This is a genomic window from Corynebacterium sp. 51B (genome assembly GCF_008930785.1).
GTDB classification, from domain to species: Bacteria; Actinomycetota; Actinomycetes; order Mycobacteriales; family Mycobacteriaceae; genus Corynebacterium; species Corynebacterium megadyptis.
In genome coordinates this window covers 33,076-59,535 of the sequence record NZ_PQMK01000001.1, presented here as the reverse complement: position 1 = coordinate 59,535, position 26,460 = coordinate 33,076, and the positions used below count along the sequence as shown (strand labels likewise).

The window sequence follows — 26,460 nt, the reverse complement described above, 5'->3', positions numbered from 1 at the left end:
GGTTTATCCTATCTGGCATGGATGATCCTCAGTCTCCTCCTAGCGAGCAGCAGCGGCGAAGCATGCCTGCGGGGCGGGGAGTGGCCGCCCAGCTGCGGGTGGTGGCCGGTCTGGTTGGTCATGCGCTCCGGCGGCCGCCTGCCGCCCCTGCGGTCGAGGTGCGCACCCAGCCTCACCCAGATGTGCGAGGAGTCCTCATTGATGCCCAGCCCACCTCCACTGTCGGGGTCGGTGGGCGTGCTATCCCGGCGCGCAGCTGGCGTTTTAGCTATACCACCGACGATTCGACCGGCCGTGTCATTCCCGCCACGGGTTTGTATATCCGCCCGTTGCGCCCGTGGACGGGGCCTGGGCCGCGCCCAGTGGTGGCGTTTGCTCCCTCCACCCAGGGCATGGGGGCCTCCTCTGACCCCTCGCGGTCGGCGCCGGTCGGCTGGGCGGTGCGGCGCCGCGGCCGCCGTATCGAGGATGTGATCTTTGCCTATGAGCTGCCGGTGATTAATCATTTTGTCTCCCGCGGCATGGGGGTAGTGGTCATCGATTATCCCCGCGATCCACGCACCGGCATTCAGCTCTACGCTAACAACATCGCCTGCGGTTATGCGCTTATCGACGCCGTCCGCGCCTGCAGCAGCCATTTCTTTCCCGCAGCCGCCCCGGTGGGATGGTGGGGATTTTCTCAGGGCGGGGGAGCCGTGGGCAAGGCCTGCGAACTGGCCGCTACGGCTGAGCCGCGGCCCCGGGCGGCGGTGGTGGGGGCACCGCCCTCGGATCTGGTGAAGGTATTGCGCTTTGTGGATCACCACACCCTCACCGGCATTGTTTCCTTTGCCGTGCTCGGTTTCTATACCTCCCATCCGGAGACGGTGCGCGCGGCGTTGGCGAATGTCAGTGACTACGGGCTGGAACAGATCCGGGCGACAGCGCTGCTCTCGGCTTTCGGCGCGGCGCTGCGCGGCGGCTGGCGTGGCAGTAGGCACTGGACTACGAATGACCAGCGCCTCAGCGCCAGTCTTGATGAGTCTGCGGCGCTCACCGCCGAGTTAGAGCGGCATCGTTTAGGCACCCAGCCGCTGCATCACCCCACGCTATTGTGGGGCAACCGCTATGACGATGTGATTCCTTTTCCGCAGGTAGAGGAAGTCGCACGCGGCTGGGTCAGGCTCAGCCCGGAGTATCTGGACTATCGGGTGTACGCCTTTTTGCCCACCGTCTTTCACTTCACTGTGGGCCACTTTGGCACTTATGCCTTAACGATGCGTCGTCACGCGCAGTGGCTGTGCAGTCATCTCTATGACGCAGAGAGAAAAAACTTGCGGTAGATCGACCGACTAGTGCCCTTGAGACACATCACATATGTGTAGGGTTAGGTCACAGTCAGTGTCTTGGGAAACCGGTGCAACTCCGGTCGCGGTCGCGCCACTGTGATAGCCAGACCTCAAGGCCGCTGCCGCTGTTGTACCCCATTGTTCGCGTGGGCGCGCACACCCACACACGATGAAAGCGAGTCATCTGCTCCATGATTCTGTTGCTCTCCACGTCTGATACGGATTTGCTCTCCGCAAAGGCGGCCAATTCCGAGGATAATGTTCATTTCCGCTACGCCAATCCCACTGGGTTGAGCTCTGAACGCATCGATGAGCTGGTGGGCGACGCCGAGATCATCGTCGCCCGGCTGCTGGGTGGCTATCGCTGGTGGGAAGACCTCATCACCACCGTGCTCGCGCATAACAAGCCCACCGTGTTTGTCTCGGGCGAGTTGGCCGTCGACGCCGAGCTCACCCGCACCTCCACCACACCGGCGGGTGTGACCACCGAGGCCCACGCCTATCTCGCCGAGGGCGGGGCGAAGAACCTGGCGCAGCTGCACCACTTCCTCTCCGATACCGTGCTGCTCACCGGCTTTGGCTTCCAGCCGCCGGCGCGTATGCCCATGTGGGGCCACCTCGACGAGGCAGAGCAGGACGCTAAGGCGCCAGACTCGGCACCACGGGTGGGCATCATCTACTACCGTGCCCAGCACCTTGCCGGCAATACCGACTACATTGCGGAACTCGCGCGCGCCATACAGGCCGCGGGTGCCGTGCCCGTGCCGCTCTTTGCCGCGTCTTTGCGCCAGGCCTCCGAGGAATTGCTCGATGAGCTCTCCACCATGGATGCCATCATCACCACCGTGCTGGCCGCCGGTGGAAAAGCTCCCGCGAGCGCGCAGGCCGGCGGCGACGATGACTCCTGGGATGTGAAGGCACTCGCCGCTTTGGATGTGCCGATTATTCAGGGCATCGCCACCACCTCGCCGCGCAGCCAGTGGGTGGACAATGACGATGGCCTCACTCCGCTCGATGTCACCAACTCGGTGGCCGTGCCAGAGTTCGATGGCCGCATCATCACCGTGCCCTTCTCCTTCAAGGAATATGACGATGATGGCCTGATCTCCTATGTGGCCGATAAGGAGCGCTGCGCCCGGCTGGCGTCGATCAGCGTCAACCATGCCAAGCTGCGCTCGATTCCCAATGAGCAGAAGAAGATCGTGCTCATGCTCTCCGCCTATCCCACCAAGCACGCCCGCATCGGCAATGCGGTGGGCCTGGATACCCCTGCCTCCACGCTGCGGGTGCTGCACGCCCTGGACGAGGCCGGCTACGATCTCGGCGATACCACCCAGATCCCCGGTTTCACCGATGGCAACTCCGATGCGCTCATGCACGCCGTGATCGACGCCGGTGGCCACGACCCCGAGTGGCTCACCGAGGAGGTGCTGCGCACCAACCCGCTCAAGCTCTCTAAGGAGGACTACTGCTCGTTCTTCTCCACGCTGCCGCAGGCAATGCAGGAAGAAATGATCGAGCACTGGGGCCAGGCACCCGGCGAGCACTACGTGCATCCCGACACCGGCGAGCTCTATATCGCCGGCCTGAAGTTCGGCAATGTCATGCTGATGGTGCAGCCGCCGCGCGGCTTCGGGGAAAACCCCGTGGGCATCTACCATGACCCCGATCTGCCCGCGAACCACCACTACTTGGGCGTGTACTACTGGCTGCGAGAGATCTTCGGTGCCCACGCCATAGTGCACATGGGCAAGCACGGCAACATGGAATGGCTCCCCGGTAAAACCGTGGGCCTATCCAATGAATGCTATCCGGATCAAGCCATCGCCGATGTGCCCTTGATCTACCCCTTCTTGGTCAATGACCCCGGCGAGGGCACCCAGGCCAAGCGCCGCGCCCACGCCCTCTTGGTCGATCACATGATCCCGCCCATGGCCCGCGCTGAATCCTATGGCGATATCACCCGCCTCGAGCAGCTTCTCGACGAGCACCAGAACATCTCCGCCATGGACCCGGCCAAACTTCCGGCCATTCGCCAAGAGATCTGGACGCTTTTGCAAGCCGCCAAGATGGACCAAGACCTCGGCTGGGAGTCTCGCCCCGACGAGGAGGTCTTCGATGACATGCTCATGCACGTCGATGGCTGGCTCTGCGAGATCAAAGACGTCGCTATCCGCGGCGGCCTGCACGTGCTCGGCCAGCGCAGCAAGGACGAGGAGCTCGTGGAGCTGGTGGCCGCGATGCTGCGTTCCCGCCAGCTGTGGGGCGGCTCCAGCGCGGTGGAGGGCTTGCGCGAAAGCCTCGGGCTCTCCGAATCGGGCGATGAAAGCCGCACTCGCGTCGATAACATCGAGGAGCTGGCCGTCTCGCTGATCCGCTCCCTCTCCGATCACAACTGGGCCCCGGAGGCGGTAGATGAGGTGCTGCGCAGCGTGGAGCTGCCGGAGACCGCCAAGCCGGAGCAGCTCGCGCACCTGCTGCGCTTCGCCGCCGAAGAAGTGGTGCCGCGACTGGCGGCCACGCCGCGCGAGATCACCCAGATCCTGCGCGCCCTCGACGGCCGCTTCATCGAGGCCGGGCCCTCCGGCTCGCCGATGCGCGGTCTGATCAATGTGCTGCCCACCGGCCGCAACTTCTACGCCGTAGACCCCAAAGCCATCCCCTCGCGCCTCGCGTGGGAGACCGGCCAGCTGCTGGCCGATTCGCTCATCGAGCGCTACCAGTCCGATCACGACGACGCCTATCCCGAGTCGGTGGGACTTTCGGTATGGGGTACCTCCGCCATGCGTACCTCCGGCGATGACATCGCCGAGGTATTCGCCCTGCTGGGTGTCCGCCCCGTGTGGGACGAGGCCTCTCGACGCGTCGTGGATCTGCACGTGATCCCGCTGGAGGAACTCGACCGCCCGCGCATCGATGTCACCGTGCGCATCTCCGGCTTCTTCCGCGATGCATTCCCGCACGTCATTACGCTTATCGACGATGCCGTCCAGCTCGTCGCCGGCTTGGACGAGCCCCACGAGCAGAACTATGTGGCCGCCCACGCCCAGGCCGATGTGGACTCCGGGCTCACCCCGCGCCGTATCTTCGGCTCCAAGCCCGGCACCTATGGCGCCGGCATGCTCGAACTCATCGAATCCGGCAACTGGCGCGATGATCAAGACCTCGCGGCCGTCTACACCTCCTGGGGCGGCTATGCCTATGGCCGTGATCTGCCCGGTGTGAAGGCCGATGAGGAGATGAAGGCCGCCTACCGCCGCATCAAGGTCGCAGCGAAGAACATCGACTCCGCCGAGCACGATATCGCCGACTCGGATGACTACTTCCAGTATCACGGCGGCATGGTGGCCACGATTCGCGCTCTGACAGGGGAGAACCCCGACGCCGTCATCGGCGATTCCACCCGCCAGGAAACGGTGAAGACCCGCAGCCTGCACGAGGAATCGCGGCGCGTCTTCCGTGCCCGCGTCGTCAATCCGCGCTGGATCGAGGCGATGCGCCGCCACGGCTACAAGGGCGCGTTCGAAATGACCGCCACCGTGGACTATCTCTTCGGCTATGACGCCACCACCGGCCTCATGGACGATTGGATGTATGAGACTCTCACAGACACCTATGTGAAAGACGAGACCAACCGCGAGTTCTTCCAAGAGTCCAATCCGTGGGCGCTGAAGGATATCGCAGAACGTCTACTCGAGGCCGCCGACCGCAACCTCTGGGAGGAGCCGGACCAAGAGCGTCTGGACCTGCTCCGCGATACCTTCCTAGAGATGGAAGGCGATATCGAGGCCCGCGGCGACTCTCAGAGCTAGCCGCACCAGCCACCCTCCCGACCAGCTGCCCACGCAGTGCTGCGGGAGGGTGTTCTCGTCTCTGCCGCCGGCAGGCGCCACGAGGGTAGCGGCACGAGGCTAGCGGCGTGCGCGCTTGGCTTCACCCGTGTGTCCTTAGGCTCAGGTAGACTCGACCACCGTGCGTTTAGGACTACTTTTTCCCCTGTACATCGTCGGCGAGATCCTCGCCTTCTACCTCGTCGGTAGGTGGATTGGCTTCGGCTGGGCGATCCTGCTCCTTGGCCTGCTATTCATCCTCGGCTTTGTGTTCGCCAACTATGAGATGCGCGCGATAGTGCGCCGCGCCGCCAGCAACCCCACGGCGGCCCGACCCGGTCAGGTAGTAGGGGATTATGGCCTGCTCTTTGCCGGTTTGGTGGGCGTCGCTCTGCCTGGATACATCACCTCCATCACCGGTTTGCTCTGCATTCTGCCGCCCACCCGCGCGGTGATCCGGCGGGTCATGGCGCGCACCACCATGGCGCGTCTGGATAAGCTGAGCGTTAAGACCTTCACGATGACCCAAAAGCGCGGCACCTATGGTTCTTTCGCACCGGTGATCGATGAAGAAGAAATTAAGAAGTGGACAGAAAGCGTCAATCCGGACGATTTCGACACCCCGAATAACGGCCAGAACAAGGGCCGCAGCAACGGCCCGAGCAACGATAGCGATAGCCCCGAATCTCAGTAATGCCGCTGCTTCTCCACCTCGCCTGCGCAGCCCTCTCCGGGCTGCTCTTGTATTTTTCCTTCGAACCCCACGGCTATTGGTTCGCCGGGGTGCTGAGCTTCGCGCTGCTGTATATCGCGCTGCACCCCTGGCGCCGCTGGATGGCCCGCCCGATCACCTGGCGCAGCGGCCTCCTCATCGGCGCCACCCACGCCTTATGCGCCTACCTGCCGCTCTTGCCCTGGGTGGGCGAGTTCGTCGGCACCCCGCCCTATATTGCCCTCGCTATCGTCAATACCCTCTATATCCTGCTGTTTTCCACTATCGCACCGCGCCTCGGGCCGCTGGCCTTCACGCTGTTCTATGTGGCCGTGGAGTGGCTGCACTCCACATGGCCCTTTGGCGGCTTCGCCTGGGTGCGGGTGGCCTGGGGACAGATCACTGGGCCCCTCAGTGCTCTGGCCCCGGTGGGCGGGCCGGCGCTCGTGAGTGCCGCCACCGTCGGCATCGGCGCCGGACTCGCCGGCCTACTCCTGCGTGCGCGGCTATCGTCGCTGCTCACGCTCGCATCCATCGCCGTGATACTGCTCGGCGGCACACTGTATAGCTCCTCGCTGGAGCAGCGTCCCTCTGCAGGGGAGGTGACGGTCGCCGCCGTGCAGGGCAATGTGCCGCGCATGGGCTTGGACTTCAACGCCCAGCGCGAGGCGGTGCTGAACAACCATAGTGCCGAAACAGAGCGCATTGACCGCCCCGTCGATCTGGTGGTCTGGCCGGAAAACGCTGCCGATGTCAATCCTTTTGTCCACGCTTCTGCCCGGGCCCGCATCGCGGAGGCGGTGGAGCACGTGAACGCGCCACTCTTGGTAGGCACGGTCACCCGCGATGAGGTGGGCGCGCGCAATACGATGGTGGTGTTCAATGCCGAAGGCACAGTGGGCGAGCACCATTACAAGAAGTATCTGCAGCCCTTCGGCGAGTACATGCCCTACCGAGATTTTTTTCGGCACTTCTCCGACTACGTTGATCTCGCTGGGGATTTCAAGCCCGGCGAGGGCTCGGGCGTGGTGCATATGAACGACATCGCGGTGGGTGTATCCACCTGCTACGAGGTGGCCTTCGACCGCGCCGGCCGCGATGCCGTGCTGGCCGGCGCGCAGATCCTGACCACGCCCACCAACAATGCCACCTTCGGTTTCACAGACATGACCTATCAACAGTTGGCGATGAGCAGATTCCGCGCCAAGGAGCTGGATAGGGCAGTTGTGGTGGCCGCCACCTCTGGGGTCTCCGCACTGGTGAGCCCGAGTGGAAAGGTGCTGGAACAGACCGATATTTTCACTGCGGATCACCTGGTGGACACGCTGCCGCTGCGGTCCACGCACACGATCGCAGCCATCCATGGTGGTCAGATCGAGGCCGGACTCACTATTATTGGAGTGTTAGCCGCTGCGGCCGGTATAGTGCGTGGCCGCAAAGCCTGAAGTCAGCCCCTAGTGGCGCTTTCTCACCGTGGTGGTGCGGATGCGTCCCGTAGCAATGGAAAGTAGCGACATCTGTGACGAAGCCGAGTGAGAAGACACTGGTCATTATCCCGACCTACAATGAGCGCGAAAACACCCCGCTGATCACTGCTCGTATCCGCCAGGCCGCGCCGCGTGTGGACATCCTCATTGTGGACGACAACAGCCCCGATGGCACCGGCGACGTCGCCGATGAGCTTGCCGCCCAGGACGATCAGATCCATGTGTGCCACCGCCAGGTCAAGGAAGGCCTGCTCGGAGCCTATATCGAGGGCTTTAACTGGGGCTTGGAGCGCGACTACAGCGTGCTCTGCGAAATGGATGCGGATGGCTCCCATGCCCCGGAGCAGCTTCATCAGCTGCTGAACGCGGTGGATGAGGGCGCCGATCTGGTCATCGGCTCGCGCTACATTCCGGGCGCCCGCGTAGTCAATTGGCCCAAGAAGCGCTATGTGCTGTCCAAGGGCGGCAATATCTACATCTCGCTCGCCCTCGGCGCAGGCCTGAGTGATATGACCGCAGGCTATCGCGCTTATCGACGCGAGGTCCTCGAAGCGATCGACTTCTCGGAACTGTCCAACGCCGGCTATATTTTCCAGGTGGATCTCGCCTTCCGCGCCGTCCAAGCGGGCTTCGATGTCCAGGAAGTCCCGATCACCTTCACCGAACGCGAAATCGGCGAATCCAAGCTGGACGGCAGCTTCGTCACCAGCTCGCTGTCCCAGGTCACGCTCTGGGGTCTCAAGCACCGCGCCCAACAGCTCCGCGATCTCTACAACGAGACCAGCAAGCAGGTGCAGTATGAAATCAAGCGCCACAAGACCCGCCCCAAGTTCAACCACTAAGTGCCTTATAGCTTCCCGCCACGAGCACGGCAGCTCGCGGTGGGGCAGGAACTAGGGGAGTAGCTTATAAGGGCAAAGACCACGACCCGGGAACCGCTGCGTGTTGGTTCTCGGGTCGTGGTCTATCTGTGCACGGCGCTGGGCTTATTTGCCAGCCTCCTGCTTAGCGCGCTCTTCTTCTTCCTTCTGCTGCTTGAGCAGCTTGGCGGCGTTGCGGCGGCGCTTGCGCAGATACTCGATGCGCTCGTCGAGCAGCTCATCGAGTTCTTCCATGCTGCGGCGCTCGCAGAGCATGTCCCAGTGGGTGCGCGGCGGCTTCACCGGCTTACCCTCAACACCCTCGCCTTCCATGAGGGTGCCCATCTGGCCGTTCTTGCACAGCCACTCCTCGGGGAGTTCGGCATCGTCGGCGAAGGGAACCTCGAAGATCTCTCCCGAGTCCGTCTTGTACTTGACCATGCGCCGAGGTGCGAGATCATGATCTCGATCGGTTTCGTAACTCACAGCACCCATGCGGCTGCCGCGCAGTACGCGATCTGCCATGTTTCAATCCGTCCTTTTCTTTGCGGCTGTATTGCTTTAGGTACAACGCACATGCCGTGCATTTAGTTCCACCACGGAGCACTGCGGTTGTAGCTCATCAAACATATTTTAGCCACGCGGATCCTCCCGTACTCACACAGGGCGGGGTGCGCTAATATATACAGCCGTGACTAGACGCGATTCTGTGACCCACACCTGCCAGTGGTGCGGAAAGGAATTCGCCACTAGCGGCAGGGGGCGACCAAAGAAGTACTGCAGCGCCTCGTGTCGGCAACGTGCTTATGAGCACCGACAACTGGCGGAGAGTCGACAGCTTCCTAGCGACGCAGTGGTGATCACCCCCGAACAACGGGCCCATTTCACGGACTCGCTCTATGAGCTGCGTTGCGCCGCCGAGGATATCGCCACCGCGGTGGCCGAGGATGCCGAGCCCGAGGACATCGACGAGTTGTGCGAGGAGCTGCAGCGCATAGCTCGGGCCATTGAACATTTCCGTTTCTAAAATTGGGTTAGGATGCAAGACATGAATACTGGGGCTTCCAAAGGGGCTAATAAAGCCGTCGTCGTCGGTGCCGTTGTAGTCATCGTCGTTCTCACGCTGCTTGCCGTGGCGCCCGTGGTGTACAAGGCCGTGATGAACTCCGGAGTGCAGACCGGGGGTATCTCTACCGAGCAGGCCAACGCAGCCAGCACGGACGTCAATGGCGAGTGGACTGTCGTTCCCAGCGCCGAGGGAAACACCACCTCGGTGGGCTATACCTTCGAGGAGATCCTACCCGGGGAGCGCCGCAGCACCTCTGGCTCCACGCGAGCTGTCACCGGCTCGGCGACGGTCAGTGATAATTCCGTCCAGGCCGGCGCCGAGATGGTGGCCGACCTCACACAGGTCGAGACCGATCAGAAGCGCCGCGATGTGAACGTGCGCCGCAAGCTCTTGGAGACGGAGCTCTATCCCGAGGCCCGTTTCGTGCTCACCGAGCCTGCGGATCTCTCGCAGGTGCCCGATGATGGCACTCCGGCCACCGTGCAGCTCGATGGCGAGTTCACCATCAAGGGCGTGACCAACCAGGTGAGTGCCGAGTTCGAGGTGCTGCGCAGCGGCGAATCCATCATTCTGGCGGGCACCATTCCTTTTAATCGCGAGGACTTTGGAGTCAAGACCCCAGACTTCATTGCCGCGAAGATCTCCGAGGACGGCGAGCTTAACATCCGCATCAGCATGCAGAAGGACAGCTAGGAGCGCGCCATGGTGAATAAGCTGATTCCCGCTATGTGGGTGCGCCTCGTCGTACTCATTATCTTCGGCATCTTCATGTACACCGAAGGCCTCCCGTGGCTGGCCGGTTTCTCAGTGCTACTGATTGCACTGACCATCTGGCAGTTGGTCACAGCCTATAAACAGCGATAGCCGCTTCATCGCATAGCCTAGGAATGCCACTTAATTTCGTCACTGTGACGTAATAAGTGGCATATCTGCATAGGGCAGAGGTGCGCACCGAGGGCCGCCTGAGCGGGGGCTACTACGCAGTGGCGTTTTCTCTCGCATTCATAGCAGGAGCGATGGCGGGATGAGCGCCTCGCACTCGGTGGCGCGTGAACGTGTGGGCGGCACGGCCGCACAGCGCAGATGAGTACATGGGCAACCGAGCCGCAGAGAACGGCTGAGCACGAATCGCGCGCCACGGACGCTGCGGGCAATGCGACTGAACCCCACACAGTGAGTGAAGAACCGAAGGGCGACGCTGCGGCAAGCGCGCACAGAGCCGCAGACAGCGGCGCGGGAGGACGATAGCCTCAACCACGGCCTGACGACGGAAGCCATAACAGCAGCGTGCGCCCACCAGCATCGTTATTTGTCCGATAATATACATTATGTCACTTTAGCGATGCTCCCCATTTCCCGCCCAGCGTTGGCGGCGCATCGTACTCCACACTCCAGCGAGGCCTCGCAGTCTCGGCCCCCCTCCGCACTCCACCCCTGGATTCCCCCTTCCGCCATCGCTGGCGCCACACCCTCGTCTCGCGCTCTGTTCTCAGTGGCCATAGCACGCCTCACGCCACACTCAGGCCCAGACACAGCGCCCCATGCGAGTCACAGCACGCGCTCAGTGGACTGTGTACAAGCACTCAGAATGGCGCCATCTCACCCCCGACCGACATCGGACCTTACCCCCAGATTAGCCTACCCTGAATCGGTCGCTATGACCCCTTGTTAAGCGGTAGACATCGACATTTACGCATCCCCACATGCGCCGGCGAGCGACGCTGTGCAGTGCATCCTTTGCTGAGGTGGCCACAAGTCTATACACATCCCATCACCCCCGCACCCCTCACATCCGCAGCGGTCGCGTCATGTTGCCATAGGGCGAATCAATAAGTCTGCCCATGGGCAAGATAGACCCTACTCCCCCAACCTACGGAAAAGTAACGATTGTTACTGCTCAGCACCCAACACCCTTGCTGTACCCACTACCGCGCCGATGTCCGTCATCAGACCACATACGCCCGTTATTCCATAGGTTTTAATAGAAAAGCTCTTCCAGTAGCACATCATTTTGTTGCACTATTCAACAAGTCTTAAGGATTCCGAATAATGATGTAAATTGAGCCGCTCAATCATTCTCAGAATCGCTATATTCAGCTTTTTCTTAACTTCTTACCAGGAGCGTAAGTTAGAGCATTTTTCGAGGTGCTAGCGGTTTTCTGCTGCGTCCGTTAGTGTTCATCGTAACGAGCTGGTGAGACGTTACAGAGAGTTACTTCACGCCTAGCGAGTTACGTGTACAAGGCGCGTTATGTGCCACATTCTGAATAATCTCGTGAAATCGAGATCCAACTCATAAGGAGTTTGTTTCATGGACAATGCAGTAGTTGAGAACGACGTGATTGACGAGACCACCACCGTGACCGAAACCCCCGTGGCTGACGCTCCTGAGACTGAGGCTCCCGTCGTGGACGCCCCCGAGACCGAGGTTCCCGAGGTAGACACCCCTGCCGTTGACGCCCCCGCTGGCGATCTTCCGGTAGACGAGGTTCCGGGCGCCGGCGAGACCACCGGTGTTGCCGACACCTCCAGCCTGGATGCCTTCTCCTCCGAGATCAGCGTGGACAACGTTGACAGCTTCTTCTCCAACGCTGTCGACCTGACCGTCGCCATCCTGGGCCTCGTGGGCAAGCTGGCCTAAGACTCCGCAGTGCTGGGTTATGCCCAGCACCTCCGAAGCACTTTCAGCCGAAAGGATTACATCATGGGTGCAGATCACGACCCCAATGCAGGCATTCCGCTCGACCCGCCCAGCGACCCCATGCCGGTGGTCCACTGGTTCCAAGAGGTTGGACCTGCACTAGTTGATGCCACCAAGGCGATGCTCGGCTTCGCCGCTGGCGTCGTGTAGTACACAGGCACCGTTCTCAGTGCTTAGCGGCGGGCCGAACCTCCCCGGCTCGCCGCTTTTTCTCCCCACTTATAACCTCTACCGAGAGAATATTATGCGTTCATTGACTAAAGGTATTAGCGCGTGCGTCATCGCCGTGAGCACTCTCTGTGCCGGCGTTGGTACGGCCAACGCTGTTCAGGATCGCCCGTGGTGGGATCCCACGCAGGTGATCGAGTCCCCCGTCAACCCGAACCGTGCTGAAGGTGCGGTGGAGGGCGTCTCCTTTACCGCTTCTGATTCCGCTGCGAAGGAAGTCAGCCCGAGCGACTGGGCTCGCGTAACCTTCACCGGCACCGGTTTCACCCCCGGCTTGTACTACACGGTGCGCGTCACCCTCCGTGAGCCGGGCACCGGCCGCGACTGGGGCGTCTACACCTGGCTGACCTATCGCGCCACCGCAGAGGGCAAGATCCATTCCAACCTGCGCGTGTTCATTCCGAGCCGTGCGGTACCTGGGGAAAAGGTCATCGCCGTTCCCACCGTGTACAACGCCGAGGATGTTCGCCGCGATGGTCGCCCGGAAAAGGCCGATCCGAGCTGCGTTCTGCAATGTGAGCGCGTGGCCCCGCTGGCCGCGTACACCAACCTCACTGATCCCGGCGCCACCATCACCATCCGCTAGTACCCCTTCCCATCACGTTTTTTCACACAGTAAGGACATAGCTATGCCTACCGGACCCGCACCCCACCCTGGCTACTTTGACCAGGATGCACTCGACTTCTCTGTCGCCATCGTCGAGACGATCCTCGGCGGCGCCGGACAGATCTTCGGCGCTATCTAAATAGCGAGCATCAACTCACACACACGCCCCGGCCAGATACTGGTCAGGGGCGTGTGCTTCGTAGTACTCTGGTGCGTTCTCGGGGCGCTAGACAGTACTAGCTGCGCCGGCTGGCCCGACTACGCGAGGTCAGCCGCAGCTGCAGCGCATCGAGATGGTTCTCCTCCAGCAGCGCTTGTTGCAGCGCAAGGTGGAAACGCCACAACCGCCGGAAGGTGATATCGAAGCCGGCGGCGGCAGCGTCACGCGAGTTGGCGTCGAAAAGCTCGCCCTGGATCGCCGCAACCTGTGCGTAGTGGGAGGCGAAGTGGGTCTCGCCGATGATGCGCAAGGAGGTATCGCGGTCGACCGTCTTGTGCAGCTCCTCGATGCTCGGATAGTCCATGGCCGGCCAGATATAGGCCCGCTCCACGGCGAGCGCTTGGCGCGTGACTGCAGAAAAGTTGCTGCCTTCGCTGAGGGTCTGGATCGCGGCGACACCGCCTACCGACAACATGCGGTCGATAGCGCGGAAGAACTCCCGCTGCCCATCGGCGCCCATGGGCACGAGCTTGTCCAGGCTGACGATGGATTCATAGCGCGAACGCCAATCCTCGCGGGTAGCGATGGGATGCTCGATGGTGTGAATGAACACCGAATCGGCCACACCGGCGAGCTGCACGCTCTCATCCACGGCCGCCACAAACTCCGCATCGGGGCTGAGCGCATCCACACTGGCCCCGCGCTGGGCGGCACGAATCGCCAGAGCGCCACGGGAGAGCGGATATTCCAGCACATCGCGGCCGCCACCGACCTGCGCGGCATCGAGAAGAGAGTCGATAGCGCGGTTCTGCGCATCGGCGAGATCCGCCCGGCCCACCTCGGCTGGCGGGGAGATGCGCGTGTCATCCACAAAGTGGTGCGAGGATTCGGCTTTCGGCCGCGAACTGTGAGTATAGCTTTTGCGGGTAATCCTTTCGGTGGTGGCCACCCCGGAAGCAAACATACCGCCGCCGTCATGAATGCTGTCGGTGGAGGTGAACTCGCTGAGCGCCGGCGGCAGTTCACCGCCCTCATAGCGGCCGCGCTGCGGCAAGCGGCGGGCAGTACCGAAGGTGGTGCCCAGCAGTGCCTTCACCACAGCACCGAGATCGCGGGCGTGCCACTCCCCTGCCATGTAGCTTTCGGCCAAGCCGAGCCAGCCGCCATCGGAGAGGCGGTAGAACAGCTCCTCATGCTCCACCACCAGGTCGGAATCCTCGAGAGAAATGCCCACGCTGAGCCCAGCGTCGGCGAGAGCGCGAGCGAAGTGAGCCTCCACGCGCCGCAGCCGCCACGAAGCAATCCGATCGCCCCAGGCGACCGGCACCGTGGCCACTCCCGGCCACCGCTGCGCATCCACATGCGCCAGGTGGCTGGCCTTATAACGGGGCATAGATTCTTCCGGCTCCCTTTCCACATCCGAGATAACGCGCGATCTGAACGTGACGCGCGTGGTGCGCTCCCCTCCTCAGCGCCTGAGCACGGCCGACGCCGCGGCAGCGAGGAGTGGGAGGATGGCCGCAACGACGCCTCGTTGCTCCATCACCATTGATGAATTCATGGTAGAACTCTCGCTACCTTCGCTCGGGGAGGCGGGGCCGCAGACGGCACCCACCGCGGCAAATACCATAAGGGATAATGGCGCACCTCAACATGGCTGTGTTTTCTATCACCACGGCGGAGGTATAAACTGAGCATCTATGCGCGCCCTGCCTTGCACTCGCGCCGCTTTCCGCGGCCGCCGAGCACAGGGCCCTTATATATGTCATGCTGGGCGCGCGAGAATCTGTTCTTTGTTTCAAGGAGTTTATCTTTATGTCTGACCAGCCCTTCCGCCCAGAGAGCGGCCGCCACCACGTGGTGATTATTGGCTCCGGCTTCGGCGGCATCTTCGCTGCTCAGCGCCTTAAGGAGGCCGATGTTGATATCACCATCATCGACCGCACCAACCACCACCTTTTCCAGCCGCTGCTGTACCAGGTGGCTACCGGCCTGCTCTCCTCGGGGGAGATCGCTCCAGCCAACCGCCAGGTGCTGAAGAACCAAGACAATATCAATATTGTCAAGGGCGAGGTCACCGACATTAACGCCGAGGAGCAGACGGTCACCGCCGAGCTCGGCGAGATCAAGCGCGTATATAGCTATGACTCGCTCATCGCCGCCGCCGGCGCCGGCCAGTCCTATTTCGGTAATGAGCACTTCGCCGAGTTTGCGCCGGGTATGAAGTCCATTGACGACGCCCTCGAGATTCGCGCCCGCATCATCGGCGCCTTCGAGCGCGCCGAGCTGGCCACCGACCCGGCCGAGCGCGAGCGTTATCTCACCTTCGTCGTCGTCGGCGCCGGCCCCACCGGTGTGGAGCTGGCCGGGCAGCTGGCCGAGATGGCCCACCGCACCCTTGCCGGCCGCTACACCAATATCAATCCGGCCAATGCCCGTATTTTGCTTCTCGACGGCGCCCCGCAGGTGCTGCCGCCCTTCGGCAAGCGTTTGGGCCGCAAGGCACAGCGTCAGCTGGAGAAGCTCGGTGTCTCGGTTCGCCTCAACTCGATGGTGACCAATGTGGACGCCGAGTCTGTCACCTACAAGAACATGCAGGATGACACCGAGACCACCATCCCCTCCTACTGCAAGATCTGGTCCGCCGGTGTGCAGGCTTCTCCGCTGGGCAAGCTCATCGCCGCGCAGACCGGCGCCGAGGTCGATCGCGCCGGCCGTCTGCTGGTGAACGAGGATCTCACCGCGGGCGACAGCAACAACATCTTCGTTGTCGGCGACATGATGAACTGCAATAACCTCCCGGGCGTGGCCCAGGTAGCGATCCAGGCCGGCGAGTACGCCGCCGATATCATTGCCGCCGAGCAGGGCACCGTCGCCGCCCGCGAGCCCTTCGAATACTTCGATAAGGGCTCCATGGCCACCGTCTCCCGCTTCTCCGCTGTGGTGAAGATGGGGCGCATCGAGGTCACCGGCTTTATTGGCTGGGTGCTGTGGCTGGCCGTGCACGTGATGTTCCTGGTCGGCTTCCGCAACCGTTTTGTGGCTGCCATGTCCTGGGGCCTCAACGTGCTCTCGCGGGCCCGCTGGCAAATCACCACCACCCGCCAGCAGCTGCATGGCCGCAATGGCCTGAACAAGCTCGCCCAGCTCAGCGCCGAGCAGGGCCAGCCGGTAGAGGCCGCAGAAACCCGCCAATACGCGCTGGATGAGCAGACCCAGAAGCAGCTGAACAAGGACAACTAAGCACCTCGTTTTTAGCGACGGACAGCACCCGCGGCCACACCCCTAATCGGGGGATCGTGGCCGCGTTGCTTGTATCACACTCAGCAACCCCCAACTCCCCACTACCCCCGTTTCCCACACAAGTAAATTGTCTGGTATCAGAGAAAAACACCTGTGCCAGCACCTTTGTTGAGGTAGCCCCATTCGTGTCCACTTGACATCCCACCACTGAGCGGAACCGTTACTGCCGTGCATCTATATGTTCTCACTGGCTATCTACACCGGCGTAGTATTCGACATGGACATATACCCACTAACGAAGGTCGGGATCCCACTAAGGTGTGCAGTGGCCTCCCGGCACGTTGAACACAACATAGTGAAGGGCTAGGTGAACGCGTGTCTCAGGACACCCTGAACCCCGACAACATTGGCTGGGACGGTTTCGCCGCCGGTGCGTGGCAGACCGAGATCAACCTGCGTGACTTCATCCAAAACAACTACACCCCCTATGACGGGGACGATAGCTTCCTCGCAGGTCCCACCGATAAAACCATGCGCGTGTGGAATCACTTGGAGAAGAACTATCTCTCCGAGGAGCGCAAGCGTCGCGTCTACGATGTAGACACCGAAACCCCGGCAGATGTGGATGCCTTCCCTGCCGGCTATATCAGCGAGGACGACGATGTGATCGTCGGCCTGCAAACGGATGTGCCGCTCAAGCGCGCCATGATGCCCAATGGTGGCTGGCGCATGGTGGAAACCGCCATTAAGGAAGCCGGCAAAGAGGTTAATGAGGACGTGAAGAAGATCTTCACCTCCTACCGCAAGACCCACAACGATGCCGTCTTCGATATCTACACTCCCCGCATCCGCGCGGCCCGTAGCTCCCATATCGTCACCGGCCTGCCCGATGCCTATGGCCGCGGCCGCATTATCGGCGACTATCGCCGCGTGGCCCTCTACGGCGTCGATGCCCTCATCGCCGAGAAGCAGCGGGCGAAGGACGCTCACGCCAATGAGCCCTTCTCCGAGCACTGGGCCCGCTACCGCGAGGAGCATTCCGAGCAGATCAAGGCGCTGAAGAAGCTGAAGAATATGGCTGCCGCCTATGGCTTCGATATCTCTCAGCCGGCCACCACCGCCCAAGAGGCCGTGCAGTGGACCTACTTCGCCTACTTGGGCTCGGTGAAGTCCCAGGACGGCGCCGCGATGTCCATCGGTCGCCTCTCTGCCTTCCTCGATATCTACTTCGAGCGCGATCTCGCCGCCGGCCGCATCACCGAAGAGGATGCCCAGGAAATTATGGATGCGCTCGTGATCAAGCTGCGCATCGTGCGTTTCTTGCGCACCATCGACTATGACCAGATCTTCTCCGGCGATCCCTACTGGGCCACTTGGTCCGATGCCGGCTTCGCCACCGATGGCCGCTCGCTGGTGACCAAGACCTCCTTCCGTCTGCTGCAGACCCTGCGCAACCTTGGTCCTGCACCGGAGCCGAATATCACCATCTTCTGGGATCCGGCACTGCCGAAGGGCTATAAGGACTTCTGCGCCGCTATCTCCATCGAGACCTCCTCCATTCAGTACGAGTCCGATGAGCAGATCCGCGATCAATGGGGCGACGACGCCGCCATCGCCTGCTGCGTCTCCCCCATGGCTGTGGGCAAGCAGATGCAGTTCTTCGGCGCCCGCGTCAATGCCGCCAAGTCCTTGCTCTACGCCATGAACGGTGGCCGCGACGAGGTCAGCGGCAAGCAGGTCACCGAAGAGGGCCTGTTCACTCCGATCGAGGGCGATGGCCCGCTGGACTTCGATGAGGTCTGGCAGAAGTACGAGGAGATGCTCGACTGGGTGGTGGGCACCTACGTGGAGGCCCTCAACATCATCCACTACTGCCACGATCGTTATGCCTATGAGGCTGTTGAGATGGCGCTGCACGACTCCGACATCATCCGCACCATGGGCTGCGGTATCGCCGGACTCTCGATCGTCGCCGATTCGCTCTCTGCGATTAAGTACGCCACCGTCACCCCGGTCCGCGATGAGACCGGACTGATCGTGGACTACGTCACCGAGGGCGAGTTCCCGCGCTATGGCAATGACGATGACCGCGCCGACGATATCGCCGCCACGATCGTCCACACCGTCATGGACAAGATCAAGTCCATCCCGATGTACCGCGACGCCATCCCCACGCAGTCGGTACTCACCATCACCTCGAACGTGGTCTACGGCAAGGCCACCGGCTCCTTCCCCTCTGGGCACCAGGCCGGTACGCCGTTTAGCCCCGGCGCCAACCCGGAAAACGGCGCCGACACCCACGGCATGGTCGCCTCCATGCTCTCGGTGGGCAAGCTGGACTACCAGGACGCACTCGATGGCATCTCGTTGACGAACACCATCACCCCCTCCGGTTTGGGCCGCGATAAGTCCGAACAGGTGGGTAACTTGGTGGGCATTCTCGACGCCGGCTTCATCATCGACGACGCCACCTGCCCCGCCTAATACCACCCCGCCTCGCCTCGGATCTCTGGGGCGAGGCCCCAAGACTTCACCTTTCACCACCCACTATCCAAGGAGTAACACCATGTCCACCAAGACTTTCGACGAGCGCATGGCTGCCATGAAGGCTGCCCGTTCCCAGCACAATGCCGGCTCTGGGCTCTACCACGCCAACATCAACGTGCTCGATCACAAGACCCTGCAAGACGCCATGGACAACCCGGAGAACTACCCCAACCTCACCGTGCGCGTGTCCGGCTACGCCGTGAACTTCGTTAAGCTCACCCGTGAGCAGCAGCTCGACGTGATGGCTCGTACCTTCCACCACAACGCCTAAGCGCGCCTGACACCACGATCCAGCACCCAAGGAGCTTCCACCCCATGGCCGACGGCCTCAACTCGGCAGTAACTCTCTCCCCTCAGCAGGGCCCCCGCCATCGCGGAAGCGCCCACGGCTTGGGCATGCCCGAGCTCGATAGCGAGGAGCGCAGCGAGTTGCTCGAGGCGCGCCGCACCGGCAATGCCGGGCTGGTGCACTCCTGGGAGCTGGTCACCGCCGTGGACGGCCCCGGCACTCGGATGACGATGTTTCTTTCCGGGTGCCCGCTGCGCTGCGTGTACTGCCACAACCCCGACACCATGGGGATGAAGGAAGGCACCATGCACACGGTGGAGCAGATCGTCTCTAAGGTGCGCCGCTACAAGGCTGTGTTTCGTGCCTCCGGCGGCGGACTGACGATCTCCGGCGGGGAGCCGCTCTTCCAGATCGAGTTCACCCGCAAGGTGCTGCGTGCCGTGCACGACTCCGGCATCCACACCGCCATCGACACCTCCGGGTATCTGGGGGCTCGGCTCAGCGATGAGGACCTCGACAACATCGACCTAGTGCTGCTCGATGTGAAATCCGGTGACCCCGATGCCTATCGGGCTGTGACTGGTGGTCGCGAGCTCCAACCCACCATCGACTTCGGTGATCGTCTCACCGCGAAGGGCGTGTCCATCTGGGTCCGCTTCGTGCTCGTACCCGGCTGGAGCGACGATCCAGACAATGTCGCGAAAGTAGCCGATATCGTCTCCCGCTGGTCCTCCAGCGTCGAGCGCGTCGAGGTGCTGCCCTTTCACAACATGGGCCAAGACAAGTGGGAGAAACTGGGCCTGCCCTACGAGCTCTCTGGGGTCAAGCCGCCCTCTGCGGCGGCCGTGGAGGAGGTTCGTGAGGTCTTTCGTTCCCGCGGCCTGACGGTGTATTAGCACCGCCGCTCCCAGCTGGTGTAGACATAACAAACACCGCCACCGCAACCGACATCGTCTCGGTTGCGGTGGCGGTGTTTGTTATGGGGCTATGAGCTGCGTCGATGCGCCTCATCCCCGATGCTATTGCTCACCGTCAATCAAGTCTTAACGCCAAGACACAATGACCCCATTTTCATGGTCTACGCAACAGTAGGGTTGCTAGCGTGAAGGTTATAACAATTGGGCTGAACCCAGCTGTGTGAGTGTTCGGCCCACGATCCTATCGCCAAGGCCTTTAGAGGCCTTTTCCAGAAGGGATATGTGAGTATGACCGCTCCCACTACTGTGTCGGCGCCGCAGAGCGCCACCGAGGCCCGCAGCATCAACAACAGCTGGGCGCTGAGCCTCTTTGGTACCGCTGTCGGCGCCGGCATCCTGTTTCTTCCCATCAACGCCGGCGCGGCCGGAATCTGGCCGCTGCTCATCGTCACCGTGCTCATCGGCCCGATGACCTATTTCTCCCACCGGGCGCTCGCCCGCTTCGTCTGCAAATCCCCCCGCCAGGGCGAGGACATCACCGTCGTCGCCACCGATTATTTCGGCACGGCGTGGGGCTGGGCGATCACCATCCTCTATTTCTTCGCCATCTACCCCATCGTGCTCATCTACGGGGTATCGATCACCAACTCCGTCGATAGCCTCATCCAGAATCAGCTCGGCGGCCCAGCCATCGATCGCTGGATCCTCGCCGGGGTGCTGGTGGCCGCGATGATGGTGCCCATGGTCGTCGGCCAAAAGCTCATGCTGGCTGTCACGCAATTCTTGGTCTACCCGCTGATCATTGCCTTGCTGGGTATTTCGCTCTATCTGATTCCCACCTGGAAGCTGGATGGACTCACCGCGATGCCCGGTGCGGGGGACTTCCTCGTTTCCGTGTGGCTGATCATTCCGGTGCTGGTCTTTGCCTTCAACCACTCCCCTGCGATCTCGCAGTTCTCGCTGGCCATGCAGCGCACCCACGGCCCGCGCAGCGCCGAGAACGCCTCCATCGTCTTGCGTCGCACCGCCATGCTGCTCACGGTGTTCACCATGCTCTTTGTGTGGTCCTGCGTGCTGTCTTTGGGCACGGACGGTCTCGCCGCCGCCCGCGAGGAAAACCTGCCGGTGCTGTCCTATCTCGGCAATGTGCACGACGCCCCGATCATCACCTACCTGGCTCCGGCGATCGCCATCGTGGCTATCGTCTCCTCCTTCTTCGGCCACACCCTCGGTGCCGCCGAGGGGGCCGCCGGCATTGTGCGCCATGCCCGCCCCGAGATGGTCGATCGCCTCGGCGAGCGCACACTGATGATCGCCGTGAACGTCTTTATCGCCGTGACCGCGTGGATCGCCGGGGTGCTCAACCCTTCCATTTTGGAGGTCATTGAGACGCTGTCCGGCCCGGTCATCGCCTCGATCCTGTACCTCATGCCGATGGTGGCCATCTATAAGGTCGAAGCCCTCGCGCCCTTTAGAAAGTACGCCTCGAACTGGTTCGTGATTGTCACCGGCATCGTCGCGATCTCGGCCGTGATCTACAAAATTATCGGCCTGTTTTAGCTACTACGCACAAGGCTTATCGACGCCCACTGCGCGCCACACCGCGTGAGTGGGCATCGCCTATCTGCGCACCCAGCGAAAAATAGACTATGCTGTCTACATGTCTACTTTTCCTGAACTATGGACCCTAGCCCGCTCACTGCGCCAGGACTATCGCTGGGTGGATCTCACCCACAGTTTCCATGCCGGCCAGCCCCACTTCGGGGCGCTACCCGATGAGACTCGCGAGCGCCTCTACACAGTGGAGGAGCATGGCTTCGAAATCGACCGCTATAGCGTTGTGGGCCAATGGGGCACGCACGTGGATCCGCCGGTGCACTTTGTTACTGGGGCCCGCCCCTTGGATGAGATCCCCGTCGAGCAGATGGTGCTGCCACTGGTGGTGATCGACGTCCATGAGCAGGCCGCCGCGGATGCCGATTACAGCCCCACGGTCGAGGACATCCTGGAGTGGGAGAAGCGCCACCAGCCCATCCCCGAGGGCAGCTTTGTGGCACTACGCACCGACTGGTCGCAGCGCTGGCCCGATGCGGCGGCAATGAATAACGCCGATGAGGAGGGCATCAACCACTATCCGGCGTGGAACCCGGCCGTCGTGGAGTGGCTCATCACCGCGCGGAATATCACCGCGCTCGGGCATGAAACCACCGATACCGATCTCGGGGCGCGGGTGAGCCGCGGCGAGCTGCCCAGCGAATTGCTGCTGCTGCAGCATGACCGGTGGCAAATCGAGATGCTGTGCAACCTGGATCAGGTCCCTGAGGTGGGCGCGCTCATCGTGGCCTCGTGGCCGAAGCCGCTGCACGGTACGGGCTTTCCTGCCCGCGCCTTCGCTATTGTTCCGGAGCCTGTAGCCCGCTAGCCGCCGAATCCCGGCAGCAGCATGCGCGGGCTGAGCACCGCCACGACAAAGGACGAGGTGGAGCGCAAGGGCTTGAGGTCCCAGCTTTCGAGCCGGAGCGAGTCGACGAACCCTGCGGCGTGGGCATCGGCGAAAAAGTCGTCGAACTCATAGCCGCGGCCCGCGCCAAAACCAATCACGGCGCGGCCGTGTGGGCCCAGAACACCATGCAGGGCTTCGAGTGCTGGGAGGCGACCCTCGGGCGGCAGGAACCCCATCACATTGCCGGCACAGACGATGAGATCGAAGGGACCAGCGGGCACCTCGCCGGCGGTGAGGTCGCCGACATGCCACTCGGCGTCGGGGTAGTCCTTGCGGGCGTAATCGATCAGCACTGGATCGAGGTCCACGCCCACGACGGTGTGGCCGCGCTCCGCGAGATAGCCGCCGATGCGGCCGGTGCCGCAGCCGGCGTCGAGAATGCGCGAACCACGCTCGGCCATCGCGTCGATGGTGCGTGCCTCGCCCACGATATCGCGGCCCTCTGCAGCGAAGGCGCGCCAGCGGGCGGCGTAGTTCTCGGAATGGTCAGGGTTGGAGGCGAGCATCTCGTGCCAGGTGGGCATAGCGTCCTTTACTCAATGGGCGGCGGCCACGAGGGGTGTTATCCCTCGAGGCGGATCGTGCGCAGGGTGGTACGGGCAACAAGCCGATCGCGCTGGAAGCATTCCACGCTGATCAGCTGGGTGGTCGCGCCGTTATGCAGCGGGGCGGCAATGACCGTCACTACTCCAGCCTTGACGGAGGAGATCATATCGGTGGTGTTATTCACCCCGGCTACGGGCTGGCCATCGGCAAGAATCATAGCGAGAAGAGAGCCGGTGGACTCGGCGAGGGAGCAGAACACGCCCCCGTTGACCAGACCGAAAGGCTGTAGATGCCCCTCGGCGACAGAAATCTGGGCGCGCACCTGCTTACGGGAGACCACGGTGTAGTTCACCCCGAGGGTGGTATCAAGACCCGTGTTGATCTCGTTAAGTTCGCTGAGTTCGGCATCGGTGAGCGGACGGGTGATAGCGGTATTCAACAACTCTGCGACAGACATACGCCCAGTCTATACGCCACACGTCCTATCAATGGTGCCGCTGGCCAGTTCGCGCACAGATGCCCGTACCTCGTCCTCGCCGCGCTCGCGTCGATGCGCTCGATATGACTCTCCCGTCACGTGACGTCTACGATTAAGCACATGTCGAATGCAGAAAAACTCGCTCCCATTGGTGTCGTTGGCCTCGCAGTAATGGGGTCCAACCTCGCCCGCAACTTCGCTCACAAGGGTCACACCGTTGCGGTGTATAACCGCAGCTACAACAAGACCGAGGCCCTCATCGCCGACCACGGCGATGAAGGAGACTTTCTGCCCGCCGCCACCATCGAGGAATTCGTGGCCTCGCTGGAGCGTCCCCGTCGCGCCATCATCATGGTCCAGGCCGGTAAGGCCACCGATGCCGTGATCGAGCAACTGGCCGACGCCATGGATGAAGGCGACATCATCATCGATGGTGGCAATGCGCTCTACACCGATACCATCCGTCGTGAAGCAGAGCTCAGCTCCCGCAACCTGCACTTCGTTGGCGCCGGCATCTCCGGTGGCGAGGAAGGCGCTCTCAATGGGCCGGCCATCATGCCCGGCGGCTCCGCCGAGTCCTATGAATCGCTCGGGCCGCTGCTGGAGTCCATTTCGGCTCAGGTGGACGGGGTGCCCTGCTGCACCCATATTGGCCCCAATGGTGCCGGCCACTTCGTGAAGATGGTGCACAATGGTATCGAGTACGCGGATATGCAGGTCATCGGCGAGGCCTATCACCTGCTGCGCTACGCGGCGGGGATGACTCCCCAGGAGATCTCGGAGGTGTTCTCTGAGTGGAACAACGGCGATCTGGACTCCTACCTCGTAGAGATCACCGCCGAGGTGCTCAAGCAGGTGGATGCCGAGACCGGCACCCCCTTGGTCGACATCGTGGTGGATGCCGCCGGGCAGAAGGGCACGGGCCGCTGGACCGTCAAGGCCGCCCTCGATCTCGGTATCCCCGTGACTGGTATTGGCGAGGCCGTGTTCGCCCGCGCCCTCTCCGGCGATCGCGCGATGCGCGCCGCAACCTCCGGTGAGCTCGCCTCCGGTTCCCTGCGCACCCTCGAGGATCTCGGCGTGACGCGCGAGGACTTCATCAACGATGTCCGCTCCGCGCTCTACGCCTCCAAGCTGGTGGCCTACTCGCAGGGATTCGACGAGATTAAGGCCGGCTCCGCCGAGCACGGCTGGGACGTCGACCCCCGCGATCTCGCCACCATTTGGCGCGATGGCTGCATCATTCGCGCAAAGTTCCTGGATCGTATCCGCGAGGCCTATGACTCCACCCCGGAGCTGACCTCGCTGCTGCTCGATCCCTACTTCCGCGCAGAGATGGAGCAGAGCATGGATGCCTGGCGTCGCGTGGTGGTTATCGCCACCCAGCTGGGTCTGCCCATTCCGGTCTTCGGCTCCTCGCTGTCCTACTACGATTCTTTGCGCTCTTCGCGCCTGCCCGCCGCGCTCATTCAGGCGCAGCGTGACTACTTTGGCGCCCACACCTATGAGCGCATCGACCGTCCGGGCAGCTTCCACACCCTCTGGAGCGGTGACCGCACCGAGGTCGAAGCCTAGGAGCACTGTGCGCACCTTCAGGGATCTCGCTTTACCCGATCAGCTCGTTCACGAGCTCACCCGCCGTGAGCTCACCCACCCGACGGCGATCCAGGAGGCGACGATCCCTGATGCGCTGGCGGGGGCATCGGTCATCGGCCGCAGCCATACCGGTTCGGGGAAAACCTATGCCTTTGCCCTGCCGCTGATCACGCGGCTCGCCACCGATGAGCGGCTCTCTCGCACCTCCGTGCCCGGCCAGCCGCGCTCACTCATTCTCGCCCCCACCCGCGAATTAGCGCAGCAGATCACCGATCGTATCGAGGACCTTGCTGCCGCGGTGGGGTTGCGCACCCTCGTGCTCAGCGGCGGGGTACCCGTCGCCACCCACCGCACCCAGCTGGCCGCCCCGGTGGATATCGCCGTGGCCACCCCCGCGCGGCTGCTCGATCTGCGCCGACGGAAGTTACTGAGCTTGGACGCGGTGGAGATCTTCGTCGTCGATGAGGCCGATCACCTCACCGAGGTGGGCTTTGCCCCGCAGCTCGATGCCATCGCGGCCCAGATACCCGAGAGCGCCCAGAGGCTGGTGTTTTCCGCCACGGTGGATCAAAGCACCCGGCGGCTGGCCCCGCATGCCCGCATCCACGAGCTCTCTGATGGCGCCGCCACCGCCGCGGTCGAAGGTTTGAGCCAGTGGCTGGTAATGGTGCGCACGAAAGAGCAACGCGACGCGCTCATTCATCGCCTCGCCCGCCGGCGCGCGAGCACGATCATCTTCTGCTCCACGAAGGAAGACGTCGATCGCTACGCCCGCGATACCGGCGGCTGCTCGGTGCATTCCGATCGGACCCAGGCCCAGCGCACCGCGGCCGTGGAGCGCTTCTCCTCCGGCGAGGAGCCCGTGCTGATCTGCACCGATATAGCCGCCCGCGGCATCGACATCGCCAATATTGACTTGGTGGTGCATCTCGGTCTGGCCTTCGACCCGAAGTCCTTTGTGCATCGCTCCGGCCGTACCGCTCGCTCCGGTGCGACAGGCAATAGCCTGAGCATTATCGACGCCAACCGCCAGCACCGCGCCGAGGAACAATTCCGCAGCGCCGGGGTGACTCCCCGCCAGCTGGAACTCGATTCCGCCGAGCTCGACTCGCTGATCGGCCCGCTTCGCCAGACCCGCCCCTCCCAGGGCGAATCTGCACGTACCCAATCCGGCGGGCGCACGGGCAAGAAGTCGAGCTCTGGCTCCCGCCGCTCTGCTGCGGGCTCGCGCGGCGGCACCGCACAGCAACCCGCACAGGGTGGGCGCCGCGGGTTTCGGCCGAAGAAGAAGAAAAAGGGCGGCGCCTGGGGCAAAGGCTCTGTGACGACACGCCGACATATTCCCACGTAGGATAGATA

General features: G+C 62.5%; 23 protein-coding genes. 19 read left to right on the top strand and 4 right to left on the bottom strand.

Annotation, left to right across the window (positions count from 1 at the left end):
* Window positions 1-17: 17 nt before the first annotated feature.
* The 5 genes from GBB14_RS00270 (at window position 18) to GBB14_RS00250 (ending at window position 8,199) form a co-directional block, all read left to right on the top strand.
* Complete coding sequence (locus GBB14_RS00270) at window positions 18-1,322, top strand: lipase family protein (RefSeq protein ID WP_192796227.1); 1,305 nt, start codon at window positions 18-20, stop codon at window positions 1,320-1,322.
* 197 nt (window positions 1,323-1,519) lie between these two features.
* On the top strand, window positions 1,520-5,140 hold the full coding sequence (gene cobN / locus GBB14_RS00265) for a cobaltochelatase subunit CobN (protein WP_151528803.1): 3,621 nt from the start codon (window positions 1,520-1,522) through the stop codon (window positions 5,138-5,140).
* Window positions 5,141-5,300: 160 nt separating this feature from the next.
* Window positions 5,301-5,852: an FxsA family protein gene (locus tag GBB14_RS00260; RefSeq protein WP_151528804.1), complete on the top strand. Its 552-nt coding sequence runs from the start codon at window positions 5,301-5,303 to the stop codon at window positions 5,850-5,852.
* Window positions 5,852-7,315 (top strand): apolipoprotein N-acyltransferase, encoded by a 1,464-nt coding sequence (lnt, locus tag GBB14_RS00255; protein WP_151528805.1) that lies wholly within the window; start codon window positions 5,852-5,854, stop codon window positions 7,313-7,315. Before GBB14_RS00260 ends, lnt begins: the two co-directional genes overlap by 1 nt.
* Window positions 7,316-7,389: 74 nt before the next feature.
* Window positions 7,390-8,199, top strand: a complete 810-nt coding sequence (locus tag GBB14_RS00250; RefSeq protein ID WP_151528806.1) for a polyprenol monophosphomannose synthase — start codon at window positions 7,390-7,392, stop codon at window positions 8,197-8,199.
* A 144-nt stretch (window positions 8,200-8,343) separates the two neighbouring features.
* Here the strand turns inward: GBB14_RS00250 and GBB14_RS00245 are convergent, their stop codons facing one another.
* Window positions 8,344-8,742, bottom strand: a complete 399-nt coding sequence (locus GBB14_RS00245) for an RNA polymerase-binding protein RbpA (protein WP_151528807.1) — start codon at window positions 8,740-8,742, stop codon at window positions 8,344-8,346.
* A gap of 166 nt (window positions 8,743-8,908) precedes the next feature.
* Between GBB14_RS00245 and GBB14_RS00240 the strand changes: the two genes are divergently transcribed.
* From GBB14_RS00240 to GBB14_RS00225, 6 genes are all read left to right on the top strand, one after another.
* The gene (locus tag GBB14_RS00240; RefSeq protein ID WP_192796228.1) at window positions 8,909-9,244 is read left to right on the top strand and encodes a hypothetical protein; all 336 of its coding nucleotides are present in this window, start codon (window positions 8,909-8,911) and stop codon (window positions 9,242-9,244) included.
* Window positions 9,245-9,265: 21 nt separating this feature from the next.
* A complete protein-coding gene (locus GBB14_RS00235; RefSeq protein WP_370451599.1) occupies window positions 9,266-9,979 on the top strand; it encodes a YceI family protein in 714 nt (237 codons plus the stop codon).
* Between the two features lie 9 nt (window positions 9,980-9,988).
* A complete protein-coding gene (locus GBB14_RS10545) occupies window positions 9,989-10,150 on the top strand; it encodes a hypothetical protein (RefSeq protein WP_192796229.1) in 162 nt (53 codons plus the stop codon).
* A gap of 1,447 nt (window positions 10,151-11,597) precedes the next feature.
* Window positions 11,598-11,927: a hypothetical protein gene (locus tag GBB14_RS10540; protein ID WP_192796000.1), complete on the top strand. Its 330-nt coding sequence runs from the start codon at window positions 11,598-11,600 to the stop codon at window positions 11,925-11,927.
* Window positions 11,928-11,990: 63 nt separating this feature from the next.
* The gene (locus GBB14_RS10535; RefSeq protein WP_192796001.1) at window positions 11,991-12,137 is read left to right on the top strand and encodes a hypothetical protein; all 147 of its coding nucleotides are present in this window, start codon (window positions 11,991-11,993) and stop codon (window positions 12,135-12,137) included.
* 103 nt (window positions 12,138-12,240) lie between these two features.
* Window positions 12,241-12,801 (top strand): hypothetical protein, encoded by a 561-nt coding sequence (locus tag GBB14_RS00225; protein WP_151528810.1) that lies wholly within the window; start codon window positions 12,241-12,243, stop codon window positions 12,799-12,801.
* A gap of 257 nt (window positions 12,802-13,058) precedes the next feature.
* Here GBB14_RS00225 and GBB14_RS00220 read toward each other — a convergent pair whose 3' ends face one another.
* A complete protein-coding gene (locus tag GBB14_RS00220) occupies window positions 13,059-14,375 on the bottom strand; it encodes a cyclopropane-fatty-acyl-phospholipid synthase family protein (protein ID WP_151528811.1) in 1,317 nt (438 codons plus the stop codon).
* Window positions 14,376-14,797: 422 nt separating this feature from the next.
* Between GBB14_RS00220 and GBB14_RS00215 the strand changes: the two genes are divergently transcribed.
* The 6 genes from GBB14_RS00215 (at window position 14,798) to GBB14_RS00190 (ending at window position 22,400) form a co-directional block, all read left to right on the top strand.
* Complete coding sequence (locus tag GBB14_RS00215) at window positions 14,798-16,225, top strand: NAD(P)/FAD-dependent oxidoreductase (protein WP_151528812.1); 1,428 nt, start codon at window positions 14,798-14,800, stop codon at window positions 16,223-16,225.
* Window positions 16,226-16,600: 375 nt separating this feature from the next.
* Complete coding sequence (locus tag GBB14_RS00210; protein ID WP_151528813.1) at window positions 16,601-18,709, top strand: pyruvate formate lyase family protein; 2,109 nt, start codon at window positions 16,601-16,603, stop codon at window positions 18,707-18,709.
* Between the two features lie 82 nt (window positions 18,710-18,791).
* Complete coding sequence (grcA2, locus tag GBB14_RS00205) at window positions 18,792-19,043, top strand: autonomous glycyl radical cofactor GrcA2 (RefSeq protein ID WP_018019663.1); 252 nt, start codon at window positions 18,792-18,794, stop codon at window positions 19,041-19,043.
* 44 nt (window positions 19,044-19,087) lie between these two features.
* The gene (gene pflA, locus GBB14_RS00200) at window positions 19,088-19,957 is read left to right on the top strand and encodes a pyruvate formate-lyase-activating protein (RefSeq protein WP_151528814.1); all 870 of its coding nucleotides are present in this window, start codon (window positions 19,088-19,090) and stop codon (window positions 19,955-19,957) included.
* Window positions 19,958-20,266: 309 nt separating this feature from the next.
* Window positions 20,267-21,538 carry an amino acid permease gene (locus GBB14_RS00195; protein WP_151528815.1) on the top strand — a complete coding sequence of 424 codons (1,272 nt, stop codon included), beginning with the start codon at window positions 20,267-20,269 and terminating at the stop codon, window positions 21,536-21,538.
* 100 nt (window positions 21,539-21,638) lie between these two features.
* The gene (locus GBB14_RS00190; RefSeq protein WP_151528816.1) at window positions 21,639-22,400 is read left to right on the top strand and encodes a cyclase family protein; all 762 of its coding nucleotides are present in this window, start codon (window positions 21,639-21,641) and stop codon (window positions 22,398-22,400) included.
* Here GBB14_RS00190 and GBB14_RS00185 read toward each other — a convergent pair.
* Together GBB14_RS00185 and GBB14_RS00180 are read right to left on the bottom strand one after the other, a co-directional pair.
* Entirely contained in the window at window positions 22,397-23,005 is a 609-nt protein-coding gene (locus GBB14_RS00185; protein ID WP_151528817.1) for a bifunctional 2-polyprenyl-6-hydroxyphenol methylase/3-demethylubiquinol 3-O-methyltransferase UbiG, read from the bottom strand. The genes GBB14_RS00190 and GBB14_RS00185 overlap by 4 nt on opposite strands.
* A gap of 38 nt (window positions 23,006-23,043) precedes the next feature.
* Window positions 23,044-23,484, bottom strand: a complete 441-nt coding sequence (locus GBB14_RS00180; protein WP_151528818.1) for a PaaI family thioesterase — start codon at window positions 23,482-23,484, stop codon at window positions 23,044-23,046.
* Window positions 23,485-23,625: 141 nt separating this feature from the next.
* Here GBB14_RS00180 and gndA point away from each other — a divergent pair, with 141 nt between their 5' ends.
* Both gndA and GBB14_RS00170 read left to right on the top strand, forming a co-directional pair.
* Window positions 23,626-25,080 (top strand): NADP-dependent phosphogluconate dehydrogenase, encoded by a 1,455-nt coding sequence (gene gndA, locus GBB14_RS00175; protein WP_151528819.1) that lies wholly within the window; start codon window positions 23,626-23,628, stop codon window positions 25,078-25,080.
* Window positions 25,081-25,087: 7 nt separating this feature from the next.
* Window positions 25,088-26,452 (top strand): DEAD/DEAH box helicase, encoded by a 1,365-nt coding sequence (locus GBB14_RS00170; protein WP_192796230.1) that lies wholly within the window; start codon window positions 25,088-25,090, stop codon window positions 26,450-26,452.
* Window positions 26,453-26,460: the final 8 nt, after the last annotated feature.